Genomic DNA, 22,713 nt, shown 5'->3' with positions numbered 1-22,713 from the left:
ATACGTTAAAGGTACTCGTAATGAAGACCGTACATTTAATTCAGCACACCCACTGGGATCGCGAATGGTATTTCACCGAGAACGACTCGCGCATGGTGCTTTATTACTTTATGCATGACTTGCTCAATCGCCTGGAGCAGGACACCACCCTCGGCCCTTTTGTGCTGGACGGGCAAACGGTGGTGCTGGAGGACTATCTGCGCGTCGCCCCGGAACAGCGCGACCGGCTACAGACGCTGATCCATCAGGGGCGCATTCTCATCGGCCCGTGGTATACGCAGACGGATTTTCTGGTGGTGGGCGCGGAATCCATCACGCGCAACTTGCTGCTGGGCAAAGCCGACTGCGAGGCGTGGGGAGGCCGGGCGATGCCGGTGGGCTACGTGCCGGACTCCTTCGGGCAGAGCGCGCAACTGCCGCTGTTTTTACAGGAATTCGCCATCGACGCGGCGGTGATCTGGCGCGGCTGGTGCGAGCACGATGTTGCCAGCAGCGAATTCAGCTGGCTGGCGCAGGGCGGCAGTCGCGTCACCACCGCCGTGCTGCCGTGGGGATACGGCTGCGCCAAATGGCTGCCGGACGACGCAGAGCAGGCGGGGCGTGTGCTGCCCGCCATCCTCGAAAAACAGGCGCGCTTTTCACGCACCGACGCGCTGTTGCTGCCGAACGGTAACGATCAGTCGCCTTTCGAATATGCCGTCCCGGCGATGCTGGATCGGCTTAATACCTGTCAGCAGGATTACCGCTTTATCCGCAGCAGCTTCAGCGCCTTTTTTGCCGGGCTGCGCGACGGTGAAAAACCGCTGCCCGAATTCCAGGGCGAGCTGCTCAGCCCGAAATATATGCGTATTCATCGCGGTATTTTTTCCACGCGCATGGACATCAAGCTGCTCAACGCCCGGCTGGAGCAGTTCGTCAGCCAGACGCTGGAGCCGCTGCTGGCGGTGAACAGGCAGCTTGGGCTGCCCTATCCGCAGCAGGCGCTGGAGACGATCTGGCGTGAGGCGATGAAATCCCATGCCCATGACAGCATCGGCGGCTGTAACGCCGATCGCGTCAACAGCATGGTGAAAGCGCGGTTAACGGACGGGCTGGAAAGCGCGCAGCAGCTCTTTGAGCTGAATATGAAGATGCTCGCTGAAGGGATCACCGCCCGGCAGGACGGCAAAAAAATCATTCTCTTTAATCCGCTGCCCCACGTCCGGGATGCGCAGGTGACGCTGACGCTTTACACCCCACATGAGGATTTTCGCCTCGTTGAGGAAGACGGCACCCCTTGCCGCTGGCAACTGCTGCGGGACACCCCGCAGGATATGTCGATCATCGTGCAGGAACTGGCGAACAGCACGACTACGACCTGGTATCGTCAATGTGAAATTGTGCTGGCGGCACAGGCGTTGCCCGCCTGCGGCTATCGCACGCTCTATTTGCAGGAGGGGCAGCCCGCGGGCTTTGACCAGACCTGTGAACCCCTGCGCGCGCTGGAAAACCCGTGGCTGCGGCTGGAGATCGACGGCGACCAGCTGACGCTTATCGATAAACGCAGCCAGCAGCGTTACCCGCAGGTGCTGCGGCTGGTGGACGGTGGCGACGCCGGGGATAACTACAACTATTCGCCGCCGCAAGAGGACTGGCGCGTCACCAGCGACGGCAGTTTGCAGGAGGTGCACGGCGAGCGCGGGCCGTTAAACGATACCCTGACGCTGCGCTGGTTGATCCCGGCCCCGGCCGATGCCACGGCGCGTCAGGCGCATACGTGCAACGGCCTGCTGGACGTGACGATGACGGTGACGATGCCCCATGACGCCCCGTGGCTCGACGTCGCCATTGCGGTCAACAATACCCTGCGCGATCACCGCTTACAGGTGGAGATCCCGGTGGGCATCGCGCAGACGTTCCACTTTGCCGATCAACCCTTTGGCCTGATCAAACGCGAAAACCGGCCCGCCGCGCTGCAACGCTGGCAGGCGGAAAACTGGACCGAAGCGCCCGCTTCGCTGTGGCCGATGCAAAGCCTGGTGATGCTGCACAATGACGCGCGCGGGCTGGCGGTGGTGACGGCGGGGTTACGGGAATATGAGCTCCCGGCGGAACAGACGGGGGTTATCGCCCTCACGCTGTTTCGCAGCGTCGGCTGGCTCGGTCTGCCGGATCTTCCCTGGCGGCCAGGGCGCGCGTCGGGCATGGTGCTGCCGTCGCCCGACTCGCAAATTCAGGGAATGCTGCATTTTCATTTTGCCGTGCTGCCGATGGCGCAGGGGCAGAGTGAGGATTTCTGGCGCGCGGTGGAGCACTGGCGCACCCCGGCCAGCGGCTATCTGGATTCGGGCTGGTCACGTTTTCGCACCAATCCGCACGGCATGCGCTTTCCCGCGCATTACAGCCTGCTTACCTGGGACTGCGCCCTGCATTTCAGCACGTTGAAAAAAGCCCAGCAGGGCGAGGCGCTGGTCTTACGCGGCTGGAATCCCGGCCTGCAACCACGGGCGGATACCGCGCCGGAGGTGGCGGGTTCGTGTCAAAAAATCACCCTGGCAGAAACCCCCGCGCAGCCTGGGGACGGTGACGTACCGCCCGGCACGCCTGTCAGCTGGCGGCTTGAACTGCATCCGGAGGATATATGAAAAGGTTACTCAGGTTGGGCGCGTCTTTGCTGCTGATCGCCAGCGGCACGTCACCGGCGGCGGAAACCTATCAGTACCGTGTCGCCTTTATGCCCGATATTCACTTTCACGATGTGTACGGCGAATTTGCGGATCAGGCCTTTAGCGGCCTGAAAAACAGCAAACCCGGCAAGCCCGCCATTATCCGCACGATGTATGCGCAACTGACCTCCACGCGGCTGTTCAATGAGAACTATTTTGCGCTGCGCGCCGCGCTGGATGATGCCGGGCAGAAGGGTATTAAATGGGTGGCACTGCCGGGCGATTTCAGCGACGACGGTCAGCCATACCACGTGCGCGGGCTGGTAAAACTGCTGCATGAATATGAGCAAAAATACGGTATGCGCTTTTTTGCCACCCCCGGCAATCACGATCCGAACCGCCCGTTTACCGTGCCCGGCGGTGAGGAGGATTTTCTTGGCGAAGGGGGTAAAATTCAGCGCATTTTCAGCCGGGGTGCGCAGGAGTGCAAAGGTTATCAGGGCGCAACGGCGGTGATAAAAACTGACGCCGAACTGCCAACGATTTGCAGTGAAGAGATGGCCAGCAGCGGCTATCAGGAAATCATGGCGGCGATGGGCGGGTTTGGCATCAACCCCTCGCCACAAGACGTGTACTGGGAAACGCCGTACTCGCGTTATGGCATGGAGAATTACCGTTATCAGGCGGCGCTGAAGGCCAGTGATTTCAGCCAGCGGCAGTATGAAATCTGTGCGCAGGGAACGGGCGGGATCTATAAAAAGCCGGGCTATGGCCCGTGTTTTACCGTCGCTGACAGCAGTTATCTGGTGGAGCCGGTTCCGGGCCTGTGGCTGATGGCGGTGGATGCTAATGTCTATCTGCCAAAAGCGGGCGCGGATGCAGCAAACCCGCAATTTTCAGGTTCCGGCGATGCCGGATACAACACCATGCTGACCCACAAACAGCAGACCGTTGCCTGGATGGCGGATGTGGCGCAGCGGGCAAAAGCGCTCAACAAAACGCTCATCACCTTCAGCCACTTCCCGATGGTGGAATTTGATAACGGCGCGGCCCAGGATCTGGAAGCGATTTTTGGTAAAGGCAAATTCCAGCTTGCCCGCGCACCGCATGAAGACACCAGCCACGCGCTGGCAAAAACCGGGATTGGCGTGCATGTCGGCGGGCATATGCATTTTAACGATACCGGTGTGCGACGTTATGCCGATGGCAGCCTGCTGTTCAACATTCAGGCCCCGTCGCTGGCGGCCTACGTCCCGGCCTATAAAATCCTGAATTTTTCCAGCCCGACGCAGATCGACGTGCAAACGGTGATCGTCAAAGAGGTTCCGCGCTTTAACGAACTGTTTGAGCACTATCAGCAGGAGTGGGATCACCTCAATGCCACGCACTCTCCGCACCTGTGGAACCGCGCCATTCTGGAGGCCGACAGCTACTATGCCTTCACCAACTGGCATATCACCGAGCTCGCCCGCCTGCGTTTTCTGCCGGAGGAGTGGCCGGAGGATCTGCGCCAGATGCTGTTTACGCTGAACGGCGAGGAGATGCTGATCATCAGTCAACTCAATAAAGGCGAATACGATGGCAAAAAAAGCGGTGCGGCCTGGGAAAAGGCGCGGAAAAAAGCGCAGGCGCTGGCCCAACGGGCGGGTTTAAATCGGCAGGACTTTGCCCGCTGGAACGGTTTCGATCTGGCGGTGGATGTTTACCGGTTACGCAATGCGGATGAACTGGCCCTACAGGATATTTCCGCCGACCGTCTGCGCCAATACCAGCTGCTGACGGGCGCGCTGGCGAGCGGTTTATCGCCCGCCGATTTACAGATCACCCCGCACAGCGCGTTTGAGGATATTTTCCGGCTTCGCATCGGTACGCTTTTTTCGGTGATCAACACTTACCTGCACGGCAACCCGGCGCGTAATTTCCATATCAATCTGGAGACGGGGGAGGTGGGGGTAAGAACGGTGCCGTAGATATTAAGAACATTTTTACTGACGGTGAGTTGAGTCCGGAGGCAACCGTCAAGGATTACTTGACAGTTCAAAGTGAGGGCGCGCGTGATATTAAGCGTCAGCTTACGCACTACTCGTTGCCCATGATTATTGCTATCGGCTACCGGGTACGTTCTCCAAGAGCGGTCCAGTATCGTCAATGGGCAACGCGTACGCTGGGTGAATATATGCTCAAAGGCTTCGCCATGGATGACGAACGTCTTAAAGATCCCAAATGGGACTATTTTGACGAGTTACTGGAGCGCATACGCGATATACGCTCATCCGAGCTTCGCTTTTATCAAAAAATCCGCGATTTATTCGCCCTGTCGGAAGGTTATCGTGCAAATGAAAAAGAGAAGGGGCTACTTTTTGCCGAGGTACAGAATAAATTGTTTTTCGCAGTAACGGGTTTTACTGCGGCAGAGTTGGTTGTGCAACGAGCTGATGCCTCGAAAGCGAATATGAATCTGACAAGCTTTAAAGGTTCGCTCATTACCGTGCTTACAGAAATGTCAGCATGCTGATTTACTTCACTGTTTGGGTTTCCCTCTGATTTTGACGTTTTGGCCATTATTCCTCTCACTAAAAATACGATTTATTCTGAGCATAAGATTTCTCTCTTTGCTGGGGATTAGGCTGCGCTGTGCTTGCCCAGGCAACTCGTTTTCAGTGCAGATGCGAACCTGCCTGACAGGCATATCATATCGTAAACTGATTAATAATTAGATTTTTTATCAGGAAGAAGAACCAGTTACGGTATATGGAAAAGACCAACCTTCATTGGTCATTTCCTGATTTGTACGGAGAATGGAATGATGAAAATGAAGGCGTTGGCTCTTTTCTGCCACTGCTCCCCTTTATTTAATATCCTTGCAGGGACTTCATAGATACCTCCAAGCCAGTTACCGCGGTTCAAAAGAGCGTCAACTCTTGCGAACCTTCGAAAAACCACCTTGCCGGGTGGTTTTTTCGTTTACAGGGCATGAGATTACGCTTACACCAAAAGGGTCTCAAGAAGATCCTTCGCTTTCATTTACTTCCCATAAAAAGACACAATATATTTCTCATATGTCATACACATGGGAAGAATAATTACTCATCATATTTAACTCTATTTTTTATATGCCCGCAAAATCTTAACAGCCGCAAAAATTAAGATTGTTAGCAAGGAACACAAAAACCAATAATCAGGAACAACGAGATAGTAAAAAACAAAAAGAAGTACAACCACTGCATAAACAGTCAAGTCTTCTAGTATTTCCTTAAAAAAGGATGAAAACATACTCATTTCTCAGCCCTGTTTAATTTATAGAACACAACACCAGCAACAACTAAAGACACTAAAAGGGACAGTAAAACTAAAAAAACAACCCATGAGTCAAATAAAGGCCCAACACCTAAGAAACCCAACCTATTCATAAAATCAATGACACTATCAGCCGTCAAAAACCGGAATGAAAACTCAAAAACCAAGACAACCAATACAACAAAAGAAAGAAAAAGAGAGATAATAGATAAAATCCATTTTTTCAAGGTTAAATCCTCCTGATATAGAACATCTATTGCAATATTTAACATAGGAAAGGAAAACCGACAATGTTTATATCTTCAATAGTAAAATTCAAATTAGAAACAGACAGAAGTGCAGCCGTAGCACTTGACCGAGCAGTGAAAGGAGTCATGCAAAGCAGTGGTAGCACTCTAGAAGATGTACGTTCAGGGGTAGAACGAGCTTCATGGTATAGTTCATGCCTTTTCGATAAGTATAAGGATGTCTGTAAAGAACTATCAACTGAAGACCAACGATTTATTAAGTGCATATATGAAGTATATAAGCGAAAAGACATCATCGCTGACATAATTAGAATGTACATTGAAGATGAACTCAAATACGTAAGCGACAGCCAGATAAAATCACTTGACGTTAAGCTAACTAAATACCTGGCTAACTATCGAAGCAGCCGATTAACAAAAATGGCAATCGCAAACACCCTATCTATCATCGTTGTTAATTCATTCGGGTTTAAGAATGAAGTTATGGTTCAGCTAAATAGATACAGCTTCGTAATAGTTACCGCCGCTTCTCTTTACGGAAAAGTTCAAACAGCAGCGTTAGCAGCAAGAAAACTAAGAACAATTTCCCCTCAGCTATACAACACTCTATATATGAATAATATGGAAATGCTTTACTTCCTCGTTAGCGAAAAAATAGATAAGGCATTAATAAATTCTACAGGTTTACGTGGAGAAGATCGTATTGTCTCCATAATGAAAACTTTGTCTTATTAACAAAGATCAGCCACTAGGGCTGATCTTTACCCCAGCGATGGACCGTCATACGTCCGCTGTCGCTGCGATCGCTCCAGCTCCAGCGCTTTCTGATGCTGCGCCGCTCGCTCCTGCTCCCGGTGCGCCTCTATCCCGCTCAGCCTCACGACAACCGGCGCAGCTGCTCGCTCAAACTCTGTATCTGCCTGCTCAAGCCCGTGACGCGCTCGCTCAGCGCCGCGTTCTCCCGTTGCATAAGTCCAGACATTGTCCGCCATTCCGCGAAGGCGTTCTCCCACTCGTCCAGCCTTTTCGAGTAGTCCTGCTGTAGCTGCTCTAATGCGCTCAGCAACTGTTTTTCCAGCTCCGTCATGTGCTATTTCCCCGCCAGTATCATCCAGCTCGAATCCTCTCCGAATGTCCCCGCTTGCGGGTTCACCCTCACGCAGCGGCGTCCCTGCTCTCCGCAGGTCGTGAGCTGTACGCCGCTGTTCCTCTCTGACAGTATGGCCTGCGTGTTCTTCTGCTTCCGGATGGTCGTGTAGTTCTCGATTATCCGGTTCCCCTGCCACCACAGAATGGCCGAGCTGACGGCTATCGACAGCGCGGAGACCAGCACGATGGTCAGCCACGTCTGGCTGACCATGCGCAGCATCCCTTTCGTGCGCTGGCTCATGGCTGAGGACAGCTTCCGGTCGTGGTCGAGGATGGCGGCGCTGATTCTCTTCTCGCTTTCGCTCAGTTCCGCTCTGACAGACTTCTCGTGCTCGCTGAATGCGGCTTTCAGCATCTCGCCGGTACTCTGCTGCTGCGCTTTCGATTTCTGCTCTAAGTCCTTCGCCAGCGTTAAAGGGGGCCGCTTGGATTAACCAAACGGTTATTGGCGATCCTTCGGATTACAGGACTACAGAGTTTCTGTGTCCGAAATCGAGCGAATACGTACACCATGCCACCGCTCTATACGAAAGTAGGCAAAACCAGAAACGGATAGCCTGATCGTCCCGTACACCCCTTACGGTCAGGGGTGCCTGGCGCATGAACGTTATACCTTGTTTGATAACCACAGAAAAACGGCGGATGCCCGTGAGGCCGACCATCTTGAACTGAAACAACTTGAGCAGCTTGAAAAACGACTGACCAGGAAAAATGACGCCTGACAGCGTGCTGATTTCCTCCTCCTGGCAGGAGGAGGAATAACAAACCTTACGCCAGATAAAACACTTCTTTCAGTTCGCTGCTGACCGGGCTGTGGTCCGGGTTTGATGGCATCACGCTGGACATGTATTCCCACCAGCGCTGGCACACTTCCGTGCTGGCGACGGCGTTCCAGCGCTCTTCGGATTCGATCTCGATGGTGGCAAACAGCAGGTTGCGTGTTTTATCGAGGTAAATCGCGTAATGGTGCGCACCGTGATCTTTCAGCACCGACTCCAGCTCCGGCCAGATGGGATTATGGCGGCGCTCGTACTCCTCGTGGGCCTCAGGATTAACCTGCATCACAAAGGCTTTGCGGATCATAATGCCTCCAGATACAGCTCACGCACTTCATCGCGGCTGGCGGTGCGCGGGTTGCACGGCGCGCAGGGATCGGCGAGGGCTTTATCCAGCCAGCCTTCTATGTCGTCTTTGGTGACGCCCAACTGGCTGAAGCCGGACGGAATACCGACGCGAGCGCTCAGTGCGCGAATGGCGATAATGGCTTCTTCGCTGGCGAGCTCATCGCTCATGCCGCGCGTGTCGACGCCCATCGCCTGTGCCACGCGGGCAAAACGCGCCACGGCGTTGGGGCGGTTAAAGTTTTCGATGATCGGCAGCAGAATGGCGTTACAGACGCCGTGCGGCAGGTTGTGCGTCGCCCCCGGCTGATGCGCCAGCGCGTGCACCAGCCCCAGTCCGGCGCTGTTAAACGCCATCCCCGCCAGATACTGCCCGAAGGCCATCTGCTCGCGGGCTTCGAGGTTATGCCCGTCATCTACGGCTTTCGGCAGCCATTGCGTGATCAGGCGGATGGCTTCCAGCGCGTTGGCATCGGTGAGCGGGTGCGCGCCGAGGGAAACATAGGCTTCCACCGCGTGGGTCAGTGCATCCATGCCGGTCGCGGCGGTGACGGGGGCCGGGATCGCCAGCATCACACTGGCATCGTCAACGGCAATATCGGGAATAATGTTGGCATCGATAATCACCTCTTTCACCTGACGCTCAGAATCGATGATCACCGCGTTGCTGGTCATCTCGGCGGCGGTGCCAGCCGTGGTGTTGATGGCGACCAGCGGCACGCCCGGATTTTTCACTTTCCCGACGCCGGAATAGGCGGTGGACGGGCCGGGGTTAGCGGTGAGGATTTTTATCGCTTTCGCGGTATCAATGGGGCTGCCGCCGCCAAAGGCGATCAGGTAATCGCATTCAGCATCCTGGTAGGCGGCAAAACCTGCCTGCACCAGTGCTTCGGTCGGGTTCGGAAAGACTTCATCGAACAGATGGTAAGACATTTCATGCGCGTCCAGCGCGGTAAACAGGCTGTCCAGCAGGCCCAGCTTTACCAGCTGCCCGTCGGTAACGATCAACGCCTTACCCCATGCTTTGCCCGCGACCAGGTTAACCATGTCGCCGATTGCCCCCGCGCCATGCAGGCTGATTTTGGGAAGTGCCAACATAAAGCTCATGATAAATCTCCTTAGAGTGCTGTGATTTTTTATGCCCGGCGGCGCTGCGCTTGCACGGGCCTACATCGTAGGCCAGGTAAACGCAGTGCCACCCGGCTATTAAATTCGTCTTCGCTGCATAATCCGTCGCGTAATAATCGGCAGGGAAATCACCACAATCAGCATTGCGCCGATGATGATCGACATCACGATGCCCGGCACGTTAAGCAGGCTGAGGCCAAAGGTGACCAGCCCCATCAGGAAGGCAGCAATAATTACGCCGACCATGCTGCCGGAGCCGCCGAGAATATTGACGCCGCCGAGCACCGCCATGGTCACCACCGCCAGCTCCCAGCCGGTGGCGATAGTCGGGCGCGTACTGCCGAGGCGCGAGGTGAGCAGCACCGAGGCCAGCCCCGCCATCAGGCCCACCAGCGCAAACAGCACCAGGTTGTGACGTTTCACATTGATGCCGGAATACCAGGCACCCGTCGGGTTATTGCCGATGGCGTAGGTCCGGCGGCCAAAGTTGGTGCGGTGCAATACGAAAGCAAACACACCCGCCAGCACGATGAACAGGGCAAACTCAAAGGACAGCGCGCCCCACACATAGCCCTGACCGAACCAGGCAAAACTTTCCGGATACGCATTCAGCGCCTGATCGCCGAGCAAAATGTAAGTGATGCCGCGGTAGAGGCTCATGGTGCCGATGGTGATGACGATGGAGGACAAGTTAAAGCGCGTCACCAGCACGCCATTGAACAGCCCGCACAGCAGACCGACGCCCAGCCCGACGCACACCAGCAGCGGTGTATCGACCCCCGCCTGAGCGCAGAATCCCATTACCGTGGAGCTGAGGGCGATGGTCGAGGCGACGGACAGGTCAATTTCACGGGCGATGATCAGCATTGCCATCGGCAGCACGATGATCGCCTTTTCCGTAAAGTTGAAGGTGGCGTCCGACAGGTTCCAGATGTTGAGGAAGTAGGGCGACGCGAGGGCATTGGCGATAAAGACCGCCGCCGTCACTGCCAGTAAAAATCCCTCCCAGCACAGCAGGCGTTTCAGCCAGGGTGTGGTAGCGGGCCTGGTATTCATCTCGTCAATGGTCATTATTTTGCTCATGCTTTCACCGCCTGTTTCTGACGCGCCAGTGCGGCGTCGCGCAGGATCAGCCGCCCTTTGCGCGTGTTGCCGCGCTCGTTCAGCAGTACCGCAATGACGATCACCGCCCCGGAAATTGCCATCTGCCAGAAGGGCGAGATGCCGATCACTGGCAGCGCATTGTTGATGACGCCCAGAAACAGCGCGCCGAACAGACAGCCGAGCACGCGCCCGGTGCCGCCCATGGTGCTGATGCCGCCGATGACGCAGGCGGCGACCACCTGTAACTCGAAACCATTCGCCACATCGACATAGGCCACGGCGAAACGGGAGATCCACAGATAGCCGCAGAAACCGGCCAGCGCCCCGGATAAGCAGAAGCTGACGAACTGCATCTTGCCAGCGTTGATGCCGGTGTAATACGCGGCGGTGGCGTTGCCGCCTGCGGTGTAGAGCGCACGTCCGGTGCGGCTGTAGCGCAGGAAGTAGCCCACCAGCAACAGCGCGGCGACGGCGCACCAGCTCAGCAGCGGCAGCCCCAGCACGGCAGCGCGCGGCAGGCCGAGAAAATCACTGCTCATCTGGTGAGAGTTGATCCAGCCGCCGTCGGAGAGCAGAAAAATAATGCCGCGGTAGATGCTCATGGTGCCAAGGGTCACCACAATCGCCGGAATACCCATTTTCCACACCAGCAGGCCGTTAATGATGCCCATTACCAGCCCCAGCCCGGTGGCCAGCAGCAGTAACGCCCAGACGGGAATGGCCGGATAGTGGAAGTTGAGCAGGGCGACGATCATGCCGGTCAGCGCCAGATTTGCCGCCATCGACAAATCAATGCCTTTGGTCAGCAGCACCATCATCTGACCGAGCGCGAGGATCACCAGGATGGCGGTGTCATTGAAAATCTCCACCAGATTGGCGGGAGCGATAAACGACGGTACGCGGCTGCCGATGGCCGCGACCATCAGCACGATCACCGCCGCCAGCAGCGCTTCACGGTTTTTAAGCAGGTGTTGCCACATTATGCTGCCTCCTGACCCGCACCGCTGGCGGCGCTGACGATGGTTTCTGCCGTGGCTTCGCCGGCGCGGTATTCTGCGACCATCAGCCCTTCATGCATGACGATAATGCGGTCGGCCATGCCCATCACTTCCGGCAACTCTGACGACACCATGATCACCGCCAGGCCTTGCCCGACCAGCTCGGACATAAACTGGTGCACGGCAGCTTTGGAGCCGATGTCGATGCCTTTGGTGGGTTCATCAAGGATGATCACGTCCGGATGGGTGGCGAGCCATTTGCCGATCACCACTTTCTGCTGGTTGCCGCCGGAGAGGGTTTCCACCGGCTGTTTCCAGCTAAAAGCTTTCACCTGCAAGCGACGAGCGTAGTCGTCCGCCAGCGCCCACTCCCTGGCGTCGTTCAGCACACCGTTGGGATTAAGCTTGCTGAGCTGCGGCAGACTGATGTTCTGGGCAATGGGCAGTTCGATGATCGCCCCCTGTTTCTGGCGCTCTTCCGGCACGCAGACGATACCGGCGTTGATGGCATCGGCAGGCTGGTGGAACTGCACCGTTTTGCCGTTCAGCACGATCTCGCCGGACGACGGACGCGACACGCCGGAGAGCGCCTGCATCAGTTCGGTTCGCCCCGCGCCCACCAGCCCGTAAAAGCCAAGAATTTCCCCTTTGCGCAGGGAAAAATTGATGTGCGCGAATTCGGTAGGGTGGCAGAGATCGTTGACCTCCAGCACCGTGTCGCCCGGCTCGCAGGCCACTTTCGGGTAGGTCTGGGTAATGGCGCGGCCTACCATCATCGCCACCATGCGCTCTTCGGTGATGTCGCTCATTGCGCCGGAGCCGACGTACACCCCGTCGCGCAAAATGGTGTAGTGATCCGCCAGCTCGAAGATTTCATCGAACTTGTGTGAGATAAACATGATCGCTTTGCCTTCCTGCTTCAGGCGTTCAACGATCTGATAAAACTCCAGAATTTCGTGCTGCGACAGGGCGGCGGTGGGTTCATCAAGGATCACCACCTGCGCGTCAAAGGAGAGCGCACGGGCGATGGCGACCATATGACGCTGGGCAATACTCAGGGTTTTCAGCGTCGCCCGCGGATCGATCTGCACTTCCAGGCGGGTCAGAATGGCCTGCGCTTTCTGGTGCATGGCGGGCCAGTCCAGCTTCTTCAGGAAGCCTTTATGCAGATACTGACCGACAAAAATGTTTTCCGTCACCGACAGTTCGTCGAACAGCACGGTTTCCTGATGGATCGCGGTAATGCCGACTTTGTGCGCCGCTTCCGGCCCCGGCAGGTTAATCGGAATGGCTTTGTAGAGGATCTCGCCTTCTTCAGGCTGATAGATGCCGGTCATCACTTTGACCAGCGTTGACTTGCCCGCGCCGTTTTCACCGATCAGGGCGGTGACTTTGCCGGGCCAGAGATCAAGCTGCACGTTCTCAAGGGCGCGCACACCAGGGAAAACCTTGGTGATGCCGGAAAGCTGTAGCAATGGGGTCATGATAGTTCTCCTGGTCAGGGGAATTTGTAGGGCGGGTAAGCGGCAGCGCCACCCGCCTTTTGCCGGATGGCGCTACGCTTATCCGGCCTACAAACCGCATCAAAAGATCTTCGAGAACTTATCAATATTGCTGGCATCGTAGACGAACGGCTCAGCCATCGCGCCGCTGCCGTCTGCATCCAGTTTCACCTTGCCGAGTTTGCCCATGCTGGCCTCGGTTTTGGTGGCGCTGCCTTTCACTAAATCATCCGCCAGGTAAGTGGCGGCATAGCCCAGGTCAATCGGGTTCCAGATGGCAAAACTTTTCGTCGCGCCGGATTTCACCGCGCCCGCCATTTCAGACGGCAGGCCCAGACCGGTTACGTACACTTTGCCGATTTTGCCCTGATCTTTCACCGCCTGCGCAGCCGCCACGATGCCAACCGAGGAGGGCGAGACGATCACTTTCAGATCCGGGTACGTTTTCAGCAGGCCGACCGCTTCGCGGTAGCTCTTGTCAGACAGATCGTCGCCATAAGCAGTGGTCACCAGATTGACGGACGGATATTTCGGCAGCACTTTTTTCATTTCCGCAATCCAGGTGTTCTGGTTCGCGGAGGTCGGCGTGGCGCTTAAGATCGCCACATCGCCTTTCTCGACGTTCAGCGCTTTCAGCGCGTCGGCGGCGAGCTTAACGTTGGTTTCGCCAATCAGCGCATTGTTCGACGGGTTCAGGTGGATCTGGCGACCGGCTTTCGCCACGCCGGAATCCCAGGAGACGACTTTGATACCGCGCTGCATCGCTTTTTTCAGCACCGGTACGACGGCGTCAGGATCGTTGGCGGAGATGGCGATCGCATCCACCCCCTGGGCGATCAAGCCGTTCAGCACTTCGATCTGCGCTTCGGCGGTGGTGGTGGTCGGGCCGGTATAAATCACTTTTACATCACCTAACTCTTTGGCGGCCTCCTGCGCGCCGACGTTTGCTGCTTCGAAAAAACCATTGCCCAGGGATTTTGCTACCAGGGCGATTTTGACTTCTGCTAATGCGGAACCGGACAACGCTAGTGCAGCAACGGTGAGGATTAAGCTTGCTTTAATTTTCATTGCTTGTACTCCACGAGTGAGTTTTGTAGGGATGGCAGGTGGTATTCGCCCCGTCTGCGTGAGCGGGGCGCGATGTTGTTATTTGTACAAATCTAAAGCGGACTGCATCGGCGTTACGCCAAAGCGCTTGCCGAGGGCGATTAACTCCTGCTGGGTGATGGTCTGTTTCATGCCGCCCATCGAGTACACCTTCACCAGCACTTCAGCGGATTTTTCGGCGGTGTCAATCAGGCCAAAGGCTTCATCCAGCGTCGGGCCGCTACCAAAGACGCCGTGGAACGGCCACAGCACCAGCGAATGTTTCGTCATTTCCGCGGCGGTCGCCTGGCCGATTTCGTCGGTGCCCGGCACCATCCACGGCAGAATGCCGACGCCGTCCGGGAACACCACCAGACATTCGGTGCTGCCTTCCCACAGTTTGCGGGTAATAAAGTCGGCGCTGTTTTCCAGCACGTAGGTCAGGGCGATAAGATTTGTGGCGTGGCAGTGCATGATCACGCGATCGCGACCCTGGGTCGCTTTGATGCGCTCACAGTGTGACAGGAAGTGCGCGGGCAATTCGGAGGTTGGCACCGCGTCGTTGGTCAGGCCCCAGAGAATGTGGTAACCCGCGCCATCGCTGTCCACTTTAACGATGCCGAGGTTAGCGGTGGGATCGAGCTGCACGTTACGGAAGAATTTACCGGAACCGGTGACGATAAAGGGTGTGTTAGCCAGCAACGGCATTGGCTGGCTCAGCGTGATATAGCGCGGTGTTTTATGGAAATCCGCGGTAAAAGAGGCGATGTCGGCCTCATCCAGGCGCAGCGTCAGGTTGCCGCCGTTACGCTCGTCCCAGCCTTTCAGCCAGGCGTCGGTGGTGGCTTTGATCATCCCCTGGACAAACCAGGCGTTGGTGATGTTCTGCATAGTCTTTGTATTCCTGTAAATGTGGCGAGGGTACGTTTCCCCTCACCCTAACCCTCTCCCATGGGGAGAGGGGACTGATCGAGTTCGGACTTACCTTTCGCCCTCTCCCTCAGGGAGAGGGCGGGGTGAGGGTGGCCCTCAGCTTCGTTCCGCTAACACGGTTTTCTCATACGCCCGCACGCTGTCGAGCCACTGGCTGCCGACCGGCGTGTCGTTGCGCTGACAATACATTTCCCACACCGCCTGCCACGGCAGCGATTTCTGCTCTTCCAGCAGCGCCAGTCGCGCGGTGTAATCGCCGCTCGCTTCCAGACGGCGCAGCTCATCGGTTGGCTCCAGCAGGGCGCGCAGCAGGGCTTTTTTCATGTTGCGGGTGCCGATCACCCAGGCGGCGATGCGGTTGATGGAGGCATCAAAGAAATCGAGGCCAATGTGTACGCGGTCGAACAGGTTATGGCGGACAATCTCGCTGGCGATGGCCTGGGTTTCGTCATCCAGCAGCACCACGTGATCGCTGTCCCAGCGCACCGGGCGGCTGACGTGCAGCAGCAGGTGCGGCACATAGAGCATGGCGGCGGAGATTTTGTCGGAGATGACTTCGGTCGGGTGGAAGTGACCGGCGTCCAGGCACAGCGCGGTCTGACGGCTGGTGGCATAGCCCATGTAAAACTCGTTAGAGCCGACGGTATAGCTCTCGGCACCGATGCCGAACAGCTTGCTCTCTACCGCATCAATGTGATGCGCCAGGCTCAGCTTCTCGCTCAGCGCGTCGTCCAGCGCGGCGACCAGGCGTCGACGCGGCGCGAGGCGGTCAACGGTGACATCTTTCATGCCGTCCGGGATCCAGATGTTCATCACCGACGGCGTGCCCAGTTGCTCGCCGAAATACGCCGACACGCGACGGCAGGCTTTCACATGGTCGATCCAGAACTGGCGGATCTCATCGTTAGCGTGGGACAGCGTAAAACCATCGGCTGACAGCGGATGCGAGAAACATGACGGATTGAAATCCAGCCCCAGCTGATGCTCTTTTGCCCATTTCACCCAGTTTGCGAAGTGTTCCGGCTTGATGGCATTGCGCGCCACCGGTTCGTCGGATTCCAGATAGATAGCGTGCAGATTCAGCCGTTTGGGGCCTGGGATCAGACTCAGCGCCTGCTCCAGATCGGCGCGTAACTCAGCCGCATTGCGCGCCTTGCCCGGATAGTTACCGGTCGCCTGAATGCCGCCCGTCAGACCGCCCTGCGGGTTTTCAAACCCGGCGACGTCATCGCCCTGCCAGCAGTGCATGGACACCGGCAGGCGATCGAGCTGGCTCAGCGCCGCCTCGACATCAATGCCTACCGCGGCGAAGCGTTGTTTTGCCAGTTCCCAGGCTTGTTCAAGATGAGTGGTCATGCGCAAAGCTCCTTTGTGGGTCGTTTTTGCTGAAACTGCGCAACATAGCGAGCAATTTCATTATCAGGATGAGGGGCATAGGTGGTGAGGGCGTAACTGGACGCCACCACCTCACGGAACGCGTCGACGCTGGTTAGCTCGTCCAGCGTCATTAACTGCACGCCGATGTTGCCAAGCGTCGAGGCTTCAACAGGGCCTGCGACGACGGTGATGCCACAGGCATCGGCGCAAAGCTGGTTGAGCAACTGGTTCTGGCAGCCGCCGCCGACGATATGCAGCTGGCTGAACGGCTTGCCGCGAAGCTGCGCCAGCTCACGCAGTACATCGGCATACAGCAGCGCCAGGCTGTCAAAAATGCAGCGCGCCAGTTCGGCGGTGGTGTGCGGTACGGGCTGGCCGTTTTCCCGGCAGGCGGCCTGCACTTCGCGGCTCATGTTTTCCGGGTTGATAAAGCGATCGTCGTTCGGGTTGATCACGAAACGGCAGGCGGGCAGGGTCGCGGTGCGGGCAATCAGATCCGGCAAATCGCTGACGTTCTGCTCTTTCAGTACCCGTTGCAGCAGCCACAGACCCATGATGTTTTTCAGCACGCGATAACGGCCTTCTGCGCCGCCTTCGTTGGTGATGTTGGCGGCCAGTGCCTCATCGCTGGTGTAAGGCGTTTTGCTTTCAAAGCCCATCAGCGACCAGGTGCCGGAGGATAAATAAGCCGCGTCTTTTCCGGCCAGCGGCGCGGCGATCACTGCGCTGGCGGTGTCATGGCTGGCGACGGCGACCACCGGCACGCCAGCCCAGTGACCGATCACATTACCCGGATGCGTTGGCGTGCCGAACCAGGCGGCGGGCACGCCCGCCCAGTCGAGCAGCGTCTCGTCCCAGTTGTCGGTGTGAATGTTCACCAGTTGCGTGGTGGTGGCGTTGGTGTATTCCCAGTTGAGCTTGCCGGTCAGCCGGAAGCTGAAATAGTCGGGGATCAGCAGGGCATGGGCGACGCGCGCCGTCAGGTCCGGCTGCTGTTCACCAAGCGCTTTAAACTGGTAAAGCGTGTTAAAGGGTAAAAACTGAATGCCGCTGCGGCGATAAATATCGGCTTTACCCCGTTGCGCTATGGCCTGCGCCATCACGCCATCGGTACGGCCGTCGCGGTAGGAAACCGGCTGGCCGACGCGCTCGCCCTGCGCATCAATCAGCACGTAATCCACGCCCCAGGTATCAATGCCGATACTGTCGATGGCGATGCCCTGCTGACAGACTTTATCCAGCCCGCAGCGGATTTCCGCTTCCAGGCTGTCGATGTCCCAGCACTCGACGCCGTCAATTTTTTGCAGGCAGTTACTGAAGCGATGGATTTCGCGAAGCGTAAGGGTGCGCGGCTCAACGTCGAAGCGGGCGAGCATTACGCGGCCGCTTGATGCGCCTAAATCGACAGCGACGCAATGGCGAAAAGTCATGGAGCGATCCTCTGGTGAGTCATTGCCGTCAGTCTAAAAAAGGGCCAGCAGGATCACCTTCTTGCCAGTGACAGGCCCAAACCGCCGCTGGCAAGAAACCAAAGATGAACGTGAGAGAGTTCACAGTTTGCGTTTATCAGCGACTTTTCAGGGGCTGTGACCGCCGCCGCATTTCCTGAACTTTCCGACAGTTTCTTGAAAAATCGACAGGCTTTGCGCGCTTTGCTGTCAAAAATTCAAGGTGAGAACCGAGGGCGTTAATTACTATATTGAGAACGTTTCTCATCGACAGGGGTAACTATGACCGTATTACACAGCGTGGACTTTTTTCCATCAGGTTATACGCCTGTTGCTATCGAACCCCGGCTGCCCCAGGCGGCGTTCCCGGAACATCATCATGATTTTCATGAGATTGTGATCGTTGAGCACGGCACCGGCATTCATGTCTTCAATGGTCAGCCCTACACCATCAGCGGCGGTACGGTATGCTTTGTGCGCCGATCATGATCGGCATCTCTATGAGCACACCGATAATCTGTGCCTGACCAATGTGCTGTATCGTTCGCCGGACGCTTTCCAGTTCTTATCCGGCTTAAACCAGTTGTTGCCTCAGGAGCAGGACGGCCACTACCCGTCACACTGGCGCGTGAATCAGGGCGTGCTGCAACAGATACGGCAGATTGTCGGGCAGATGGAAACGGCGGAGGAGGGTAACGACATGGCGTCGCTGGCGAACCGTGAGATCCTCTTTATGCAGTTGCTGGTCCTGCTGCGCCGCAGCAGTCAGATGGAAGGGGCGGCGAATAATGACGCGCGCCTGAATCAGCTGATGTCATGGCTGGAAGATCACTTTGCGGAGGACGTATGCTGGGAGTCGCTGGCGGATCAGTTCTCGCTGTCGCTGCGCACCCTGCACCGTCAGCTTAAGCAGTACACCGGCATGACGCCGCAGCGCTATCTGAACCGCCTGCGGCTGATCAAAGCGCGTCATTTGCTGCGCCACAGTGACCACAGCGTTACCGACATCGCCTTTCGCTGCGGTTTCGGCGACAGTAACCACTTTTCGACGCTTTTCCGCCGCGAATTTGACTGGTCGCCGCGTGATATTCGCCAGGGACGCGATACCCTGTTGCAGTAGCTGCCCGTAACGAGAGTCTTATCACCGTATTTTCGCCAGAAAACAGCTACTAATGAAAGGTTAATCGCTGTTGAGGTGACCCTGTGGCAGGCCAGCTAATTCTCCGTAAAGCCGACTTTTTTGCCCGTACCGCACAAGCGGTGGCGGTGGCAGATCGCTACCCGCAAAACGTCTTTGCGGAACACTCCCACGAGTTTAATGAACTGGTGCTGGTGTGGCGCGGCAACGGGCTGCACATTCTGAACGACCGGCCTTATCGCATCACCCGCGGCGATCTGTTTTATATTCGCGCGGAAGATCGTCATTCGTACGCCTCGGTCAATGACCTCGTGCTGCAAAACATCATCTACTGCCCGGAACGCCTGACGCTGGCGCTCGACTGGTCGGCGCATATTCCGGGGTTGCAGGGCGGTGCGGCATCGCCCCACTGGCGGCTTGGCAGCACGGGTATGACGCAGGCGCGACAGGTGATCACGCAACTGGAGCAGGAGAGCGCCCGAACCGATGAGCTGGCGAACCCGCTGGCGGAGGCGCTGTTCGCGCAGCTGATCCTGACGCTCAGACGGCATCGCTACGCCACGGATAATCTGTCGGCCACCGCCAGCGAGGCGCTGCTCGACAGGCTCCTCACGGCGCTGGCAGGCAGCCTGAACCGGGCCTTTGCGCTGGAGGCGTTCTGCGAGCAAAACCAGTGCAGCGAACGCGCACTGCGCCAGCAGTTCCGCACCCAGACCGGCATGACCATCAACAACTATCTGCGGCAGCTGCGCATCTGCCACGCCCAGTATCTGCTGCAACACACGGAGCTGCTGATCGGCGAAATCGCCATGTGCTGCGGCTTCGAAGACAGCAACTATTTCTCGGTGGTTTTCACCCGCGAAACGGGCGCGACGCCGAGCCAGTGGCGGCAGCGCTTAGCGCAAAAATTGACAGTGTCATAACGAAAAGTTATAACCACACGGAAAGTACGGCATTGATAAACATTTTCAATACCACTTAATTAACTATAATGAACCAACTGCTTACGCGGCGTTAACACTTCAGCCGCCCGACAATAATGGAGATGAATATGAGTTATACACTGCCATCCCTGCCATACGCATACGACGCTTTAGAACCGCATTTCGATAAGCAGACGATGGAAATCCATCACACCAAACACCACCAGACCTATGTAAACAACGCTAACGCAGCGCTGGAAAGTCTGCCTGAATTCGCTAACCTGCCGGTTGAAGAGCTGATCACCAAACTGGATCAGCTGCCAGCAGACAAAAAAACCGTACTGCGTAACAACGCAGGTGGTCACGCTAACCACAGCCTGTTCTGGAAAGGCCTGAAAACCGGTACCACCCTGCAGGGCGACCTGAAAGCGGCTATCGAACGTGATTTCGGCTCTGTTGAGAAATTCAAAGAAGAGTTCGAGAAAGCTGCTGCCACCCGTTTCGGCTCCGGCTGGGCGTGGCTGGTACTGAAAGGCGACAAACTGGCTGTAGTGTCTACTGCCAACCAGGACAGCCCGCTGATGGGTGAAGCGATCTCTGGCGTATCCGGCTTCCCGATCATCGGCCTGGACGTGTGGGAACATGCTTACTACCTGAAATACCAGAACAAACGCCCGGATTACATCAAGGCGTTCTGGGAAGTGGTTAACTGGGACGAAGCCGCGGCACGTTTCGCAGCTAAAAAATAAGTCCTGATCACCGCCTGGTGAACGTATCCAGCCCCTGTCGGTCAGCCGACGGGGGCTTTTTTTTGCCCGCTACAGACCGAAAACCTCGTCGATCGCCCGCGTCTGCGCGTCGCTCAGCGTGCCGCCTGCGTTACGGGATGTCGTCCCGCAGTAACCAAACTTGCGGGACACCACGGTTTTGATGGTGGTGACGAAATCATCGCCGATGGCGTAGATCGCCGACAGTCGACCTATTTCCTGCTGAACTTGCTGTAATCTTTGCAGATCGCCGTAAGCAAAAGCCTCGCGGGCCTGCACAAACAGTTCCGGCACAATGTTATTCAGCCCGGAAATCACCCCGGCACCGCCCGCCAGTTTGTTGGGAATAAAATACTCGTCATAGCCGGAAAGTACGGCGAAATCATCCCTCACCGCCTGGGTGGCGAGGATCATCGTGCGGGTGTGCGACTGGCAATCCACCGTGTCTTTAATGCCCGCGAAGTCCGGGAATTCCGCCGCCAGCGTGGCGATAAGTTCCGGCGTCAGATCGCAGCCGGTACGCGCCGGAAAGTTATAGGCGAACCATTTGCCCGCCAGCTGCTGCCCGAGTGCGCGGTAGTAGCTAAGCAGTTGCGCAGATGTCTGGCCGTAGTAGTAGGGCGGCAGGATCATCACCGCCTCGTAACCCGCTACATATGACGCCTGCGCCAGGCGCAGTATGTCGCTCACGCAGGTGGAGGAGACATTCACCACCATCGGCAATGACGACATGGCCCGCGCTTCGCGGATCAGGAGCAACCGCTCCTCCAGCGTAAAAGAAGCGAATTCGCCGATGCTGCCCATCAGTAAAATGACATCGAGTTTGGCGTCGGTCAGGCGGGCGAGATGCTGGCGTAGCCCGTTGAGATCGATCTTGCCGTCGGTTTCCATCGGCGTAATGGCCGGGCACCAGACGCCGGTAAAACGCGCTGCACTGGACATGTTGTTGGCTCCTTGAATGTGAAATGGTGTTTCAGAAGTTAGCTAAGTGATAGCACGGCTTGATCCCTTTCACGCCGGTGATGTACTTTTTTTGCGCGCTGACGCCGCAAAAATATTGTATTTCGCGGCTTTTCCGGCGAGCCTGAACAGCTGTGGGATCATGACAAAGGGAGACGATATGCAATATCCGATGGAGGTGTTTTCCGGCAAGGTGCGCGATTATCCGGGCAGCCGCCCGAGCGCCATTGCGAAAGTGCAGGTAGATGGCGAACTGACGCTGACAGATCGCGGTCTGAAGGATGACCAGCAGGCGGAGAAAAAGATCCACGGCGGCCCGGACCGGGCGTTATGCCACTATCCGCGCGAGCATTACGCCCAGTGGGCGCGGGATTTCCCGGAGCAGGCGGCGCTGTTTGTCGCCCCGGCGTTTGGCGAGAATCTGTCGACCGTCGGGCTGACGGAAAAGAACGTGTACATCGGCGACATCTTCCGCTGGGGCGACGCGCTGATCCAGGTGACGCAGCCGCGCTCGCCGTGCTTCAAACTTAACTTCCACTTCGGCATCCCGAATATGGCGACGCTGATGCAGGATCGCGGTCACACCGGCTGGCTGTACCGTATTGTGGCGGGCGGGCAGGTGTTTAGCGATGCGCCGCTGGAGCTGGTATCCCGTTGCAGCGATATTAGCGTCCACGAGGCAGGGGTGATTGCCTGGCATACTCCGTTCGATGATGAGCAGTATCATCGTTTGCTGTCAGCGGCAGGGCTGTCGGTAAGCTGGGCAAGAACGATGCAGAAACGGCGTATTAGCGGCAGGATCGAAGACAGTTCGCGGCGTTTGCGCGGGTAGCAGGCGTTGCCCCCTCAGCCAAACCCTCTCCCGGTGAGTGGGGAGAGGGCCGGGGTG

19 protein-coding genes and 2 pseudogenes are annotated in these 22,713 nt (G+C 57.0%); 8 read left to right on the top strand and 13 right to left on the bottom strand.

What is annotated here, in order from left to right:
- The first annotated feature begins 20 nt into the window (after positions 1 to 20).
- The 3 genes and pseudogenes from KW828_RS13960 to rhuM form a co-directional block, all read left to right on the top strand.
- Positions 21 to 2,624: a glycoside hydrolase family 38 C-terminal domain-containing protein gene (locus tag KW828_RS13960; RefSeq protein WP_218336910.1), complete on the top strand. Its 2,604-nt coding sequence runs from the start codon at positions 21 to 23 to the stop codon at positions 2,622 to 2,624.
- The gene (locus KW828_RS13955; protein WP_218336909.1) at positions 2,621 to 4,615 is read left to right on the top strand and encodes a metallophosphoesterase; all 1,995 of its coding nucleotides are present in this window, start codon (positions 2,621 to 2,623) and stop codon (positions 4,613 to 4,615) included. The genes KW828_RS13960 and KW828_RS13955 overlap by 4 nt, the downstream gene beginning before the upstream one ends.
- A 2-nt stretch (positions 4,616 to 4,617) precedes the next feature.
- Positions 4,618 to 5,121: pseudogene (gene rhuM / locus KW828_RS13950) on the top strand (RhuM family protein); the annotation flags it as partial.
- A gap of 799 nt (positions 5,122 to 5,920) precedes the next feature.
- Here the strand turns inward: rhuM and KW828_RS13945 are convergent.
- Positions 5,921 to 6,169 carry a hypothetical protein gene (locus tag KW828_RS13945; protein WP_218336908.1) on the bottom strand — a complete coding sequence of 83 codons (249 nt, stop codon included), beginning with the start codon at positions 6,167 to 6,169 and terminating at the stop codon, positions 5,921 to 5,923.
- A 63-nt stretch (positions 6,170 to 6,232) separates the two neighbouring features.
- Here KW828_RS13945 and KW828_RS13940 point away from each other — a divergent pair, with 63 nt between their 5' ends.
- The gene (locus tag KW828_RS13940; RefSeq protein ID WP_218336907.1) at positions 6,233 to 6,925 is read left to right on the top strand and encodes a hypothetical protein; all 693 of its coding nucleotides are present in this window, start codon (positions 6,233 to 6,235) and stop codon (positions 6,923 to 6,925) included.
- Positions 6,926 to 7,067: 142 nt separating this feature from the next.
- On the opposite strand, the gene KW828_RS13935 is transcribed toward KW828_RS13940, so the two are convergent.
- From KW828_RS13935 to rhaB, 11 genes are all read right to left on the bottom strand, one after another.
- Positions 7,068 to 7,277: an MbeD family mobilization/exclusion protein gene (locus KW828_RS13935; RefSeq protein WP_218336906.1), complete on the bottom strand. Its 210-nt coding sequence runs from the start codon at positions 7,275 to 7,277 to the stop codon at positions 7,068 to 7,070.
- Positions 7,278 to 7,280: 3 nt separating this feature from the next.
- On the bottom strand, positions 7,281 to 7,694 hold the full coding sequence (locus KW828_RS13930; protein ID WP_256350179.1) for an MbeB family mobilization protein: 414 nt from the start codon (positions 7,692 to 7,694) through the stop codon (positions 7,281 to 7,283).
- A gap of 413 nt (positions 7,695 to 8,107) precedes the next feature.
- Positions 8,108 to 8,422 carry an L-rhamnose mutarotase gene (gene rhaM / locus KW828_RS13925; protein ID WP_218336905.1) on the bottom strand — a complete coding sequence of 105 codons (315 nt, stop codon included), beginning with the start codon at positions 8,420 to 8,422 and terminating at the stop codon, positions 8,108 to 8,110.
- Entirely contained in the window at positions 8,419 to 9,567 is a 1,149-nt protein-coding gene (fucO, locus tag KW828_RS13920) for a lactaldehyde reductase (protein ID WP_218336904.1), read from the bottom strand. Before fucO ends, rhaM begins: the two co-directional genes overlap by 4 nt.
- 99 nt (positions 9,568 to 9,666) lie before the next feature.
- Positions 9,667 to 10,671: an ABC transporter permease gene (locus KW828_RS13915; protein ID WP_218336903.1), complete on the bottom strand. Its 1,005-nt coding sequence runs from the start codon at positions 10,669 to 10,671 to the stop codon at positions 9,667 to 9,669.
- A complete protein-coding gene (locus KW828_RS13910; RefSeq protein WP_218336902.1) occupies positions 10,668 to 11,672 on the bottom strand; it encodes an ABC transporter permease in 1,005 nt (334 codons plus the stop codon). The genes KW828_RS13915 and KW828_RS13910 overlap by 4 nt, the downstream gene beginning before the upstream one ends.
- Positions 11,672 to 13,174 (bottom strand): sugar ABC transporter ATP-binding protein, encoded by a 1,503-nt coding sequence (locus tag KW828_RS13905; RefSeq protein ID WP_218336901.1) that lies wholly within the window; start codon positions 13,172 to 13,174, stop codon positions 11,672 to 11,674. The genes KW828_RS13910 and KW828_RS13905 overlap by 1 nt, the downstream gene beginning before the upstream one ends.
- A 99-nt stretch (positions 13,175 to 13,273) precedes the next feature.
- Positions 13,274 to 14,260, bottom strand: a complete 987-nt coding sequence (gene rhaS, locus KW828_RS13900; protein WP_218336900.1) for a rhamnose ABC transporter substrate-binding protein — start codon at positions 14,258 to 14,260, stop codon at positions 13,274 to 13,276.
- Positions 14,261 to 14,338: 78 nt separating this feature from the next.
- Positions 14,339 to 15,169, bottom strand: a complete 831-nt coding sequence (gene rhaD / locus KW828_RS13895) for a rhamnulose-1-phosphate aldolase (RefSeq protein WP_218336899.1) — start codon at positions 15,167 to 15,169, stop codon at positions 14,339 to 14,341.
- A gap of 138 nt (positions 15,170 to 15,307) precedes the next feature.
- Positions 15,308 to 16,567: an L-rhamnose isomerase gene (locus KW828_RS13890; RefSeq protein ID WP_218336898.1), complete on the bottom strand. Its 1,260-nt coding sequence runs from the start codon at positions 16,565 to 16,567 to the stop codon at positions 15,308 to 15,310.
- Positions 16,564 to 18,018 (bottom strand): rhamnulokinase, encoded by a 1,455-nt coding sequence (rhaB, locus tag KW828_RS13885; RefSeq protein WP_218336897.1) that lies wholly within the window; start codon positions 18,016 to 18,018, stop codon positions 16,564 to 16,566. The genes KW828_RS13890 and rhaB overlap by 4 nt, the downstream gene beginning before the upstream one ends.
- Before the next feature lie 300 nt (positions 18,019 to 18,318).
- Here rhaB and rhaS (KW828_RS13880) point away from each other — a divergent pair.
- The 3 genes and pseudogenes from rhaS (KW828_RS13880) (at position 18,319) to sodA (ending at position 20,846) form a co-directional block, all read left to right on the top strand.
- Positions 18,319 to 19,156, top strand: a pseudogene (gene rhaS / locus KW828_RS13880) (HTH-type transcriptional activator RhaS).
- A gap of 83 nt (positions 19,157 to 19,239) precedes the next feature.
- The gene (gene rhaR, locus KW828_RS13875; protein ID WP_218336896.1) at positions 19,240 to 20,097 is read left to right on the top strand and encodes an HTH-type transcriptional activator RhaR; all 858 of its coding nucleotides are present in this window, start codon (positions 19,240 to 19,242) and stop codon (positions 20,095 to 20,097) included.
- Positions 20,098 to 20,225: 128 nt separating this feature from the next.
- Positions 20,226 to 20,846, top strand: coding sequence for a superoxide dismutase [Mn] (sodA, locus tag KW828_RS13870; protein ID WP_218336895.1), 621 nt, complete (start codon positions 20,226 to 20,228; stop codon positions 20,844 to 20,846).
- A 69-nt stretch (positions 20,847 to 20,915) separates the two neighbouring features.
- On the opposite strand, the gene KW828_RS13865 is transcribed toward sodA, so the two are convergent.
- Entirely contained in the window at positions 20,916 to 21,806 is an 891-nt protein-coding gene (locus tag KW828_RS13865) for a dihydrodipicolinate synthase family protein (protein ID WP_218336894.1), read from the bottom strand.
- Positions 21,807 to 21,984: 178 nt separating this feature from the next.
- On the opposite strand from KW828_RS13865, the gene yiiM reads away from it, so the two are divergent.
- Entirely contained in the window at positions 21,985 to 22,656 is a 672-nt protein-coding gene (gene yiiM / locus KW828_RS13860) for a 6-hydroxyaminopurine reductase (protein WP_218336893.1), read from the top strand.
- Positions 22,657 to 22,713 lie beyond the last annotated feature (57 nt).

Origin of the sequence: Enterobacter sp. ENT03 (assembly GCF_019218745.1) — a bacterium.
GTDB lineage: Bacteria > Pseudomonadota > Gammaproteobacteria > Enterobacterales > Enterobacteriaceae > Enterobacter_D.
The sequence above is the reverse complement of the archived record's forward strand: the minus strand, read 5'-3'. Positions and strand labels throughout refer to the sequence as shown.

Coding starts and splice junctions, on each gene's coding strand:
- KW828_RS13960 (WP_218336910.1), top strand. CDS start 21: ATGAAGACCGTACATTTAATTCAGCACACCCACTGGGATCGCGAATGG.
- KW828_RS13955 (WP_218336909.1), top strand. CDS start 2,621: ATGAAAAGGTTACTCAGGTTGGGCGCGTCTTTGCTGCTGATCGCCAGC.
- KW828_RS13940 (WP_218336907.1), top strand. CDS start 6,233: ATGTTTATATCTTCAATAGTAAAATTCAAATTAGAAACAGACAGAAGT.
- KW828_RS13935 (WP_218336906.1), bottom strand. CDS start 7,277: ATGACGGAGCTGGAAAAACAGTTGCTGAGCGCATTAGAGCAGCTACAG.
- KW828_RS13930 (WP_256350179.1), bottom strand. CDS start 7,694: ATGCTGAAAGCCGCATTCAGCGAGCACGAGAAGTCTGTCAGAGCGGAA.
- rhaM (WP_218336905.1), bottom strand. CDS start 8,422: ATGATCCGCAAAGCCTTTGTGATGCAGGTTAATCCTGAGGCCCACGAG.
- fucO (WP_218336904.1), bottom strand. CDS start 9,567: ATGAGCTTTATGTTGGCACTTCCCAAAATCAGCCTGCATGGCGCGGGG.
- KW828_RS13915 (WP_218336903.1), bottom strand. CDS start 10,671: ATGAGCAAAATAATGACCATTGACGAGATGAATACCAGGCCCGCTACC.
- KW828_RS13910 (WP_218336902.1), bottom strand. CDS start 11,672: ATGTGGCAACACCTGCTTAAAAACCGTGAAGCGCTGCTGGCGGCGGTG.
- KW828_RS13905 (WP_218336901.1), bottom strand. CDS start 13,174: ATGACCCCATTGCTACAGCTTTCCGGCATCACCAAGGTTTTCCCTGGT.
- rhaS (WP_218336900.1), bottom strand. CDS start 14,260: ATGAAAATTAAAGCAAGCTTAATCCTCACCGTTGCTGCACTAGCGTTG.
- rhaD (WP_218336899.1), bottom strand. CDS start 15,169: ATGCAGAACATCACCAACGCCTGGTTTGTCCAGGGGATGATCAAAGCC.
- KW828_RS13890 (WP_218336898.1), bottom strand. CDS start 16,567: ATGACCACTCATCTTGAACAAGCCTGGGAACTGGCAAAACAACGCTTC.
- rhaB (WP_218336897.1), bottom strand. CDS start 18,018: ATGACTTTTCGCCATTGCGTCGCTGTCGATTTAGGCGCATCAAGCGGC.
- sodA (WP_218336895.1), top strand. CDS start 20,226: ATGAGTTATACACTGCCATCCCTGCCATACGCATACGACGCTTTAGAA.
- KW828_RS13865 (WP_218336894.1), bottom strand. CDS start 21,806: ATGTCCAGTGCAGCGCGTTTTACCGGCGTCTGGTGCCCGGCCATTACG.
- yiiM (WP_218336893.1), top strand. CDS start 21,985: ATGCAATATCCGATGGAGGTGTTTTCCGGCAAGGTGCGCGATTATCCG.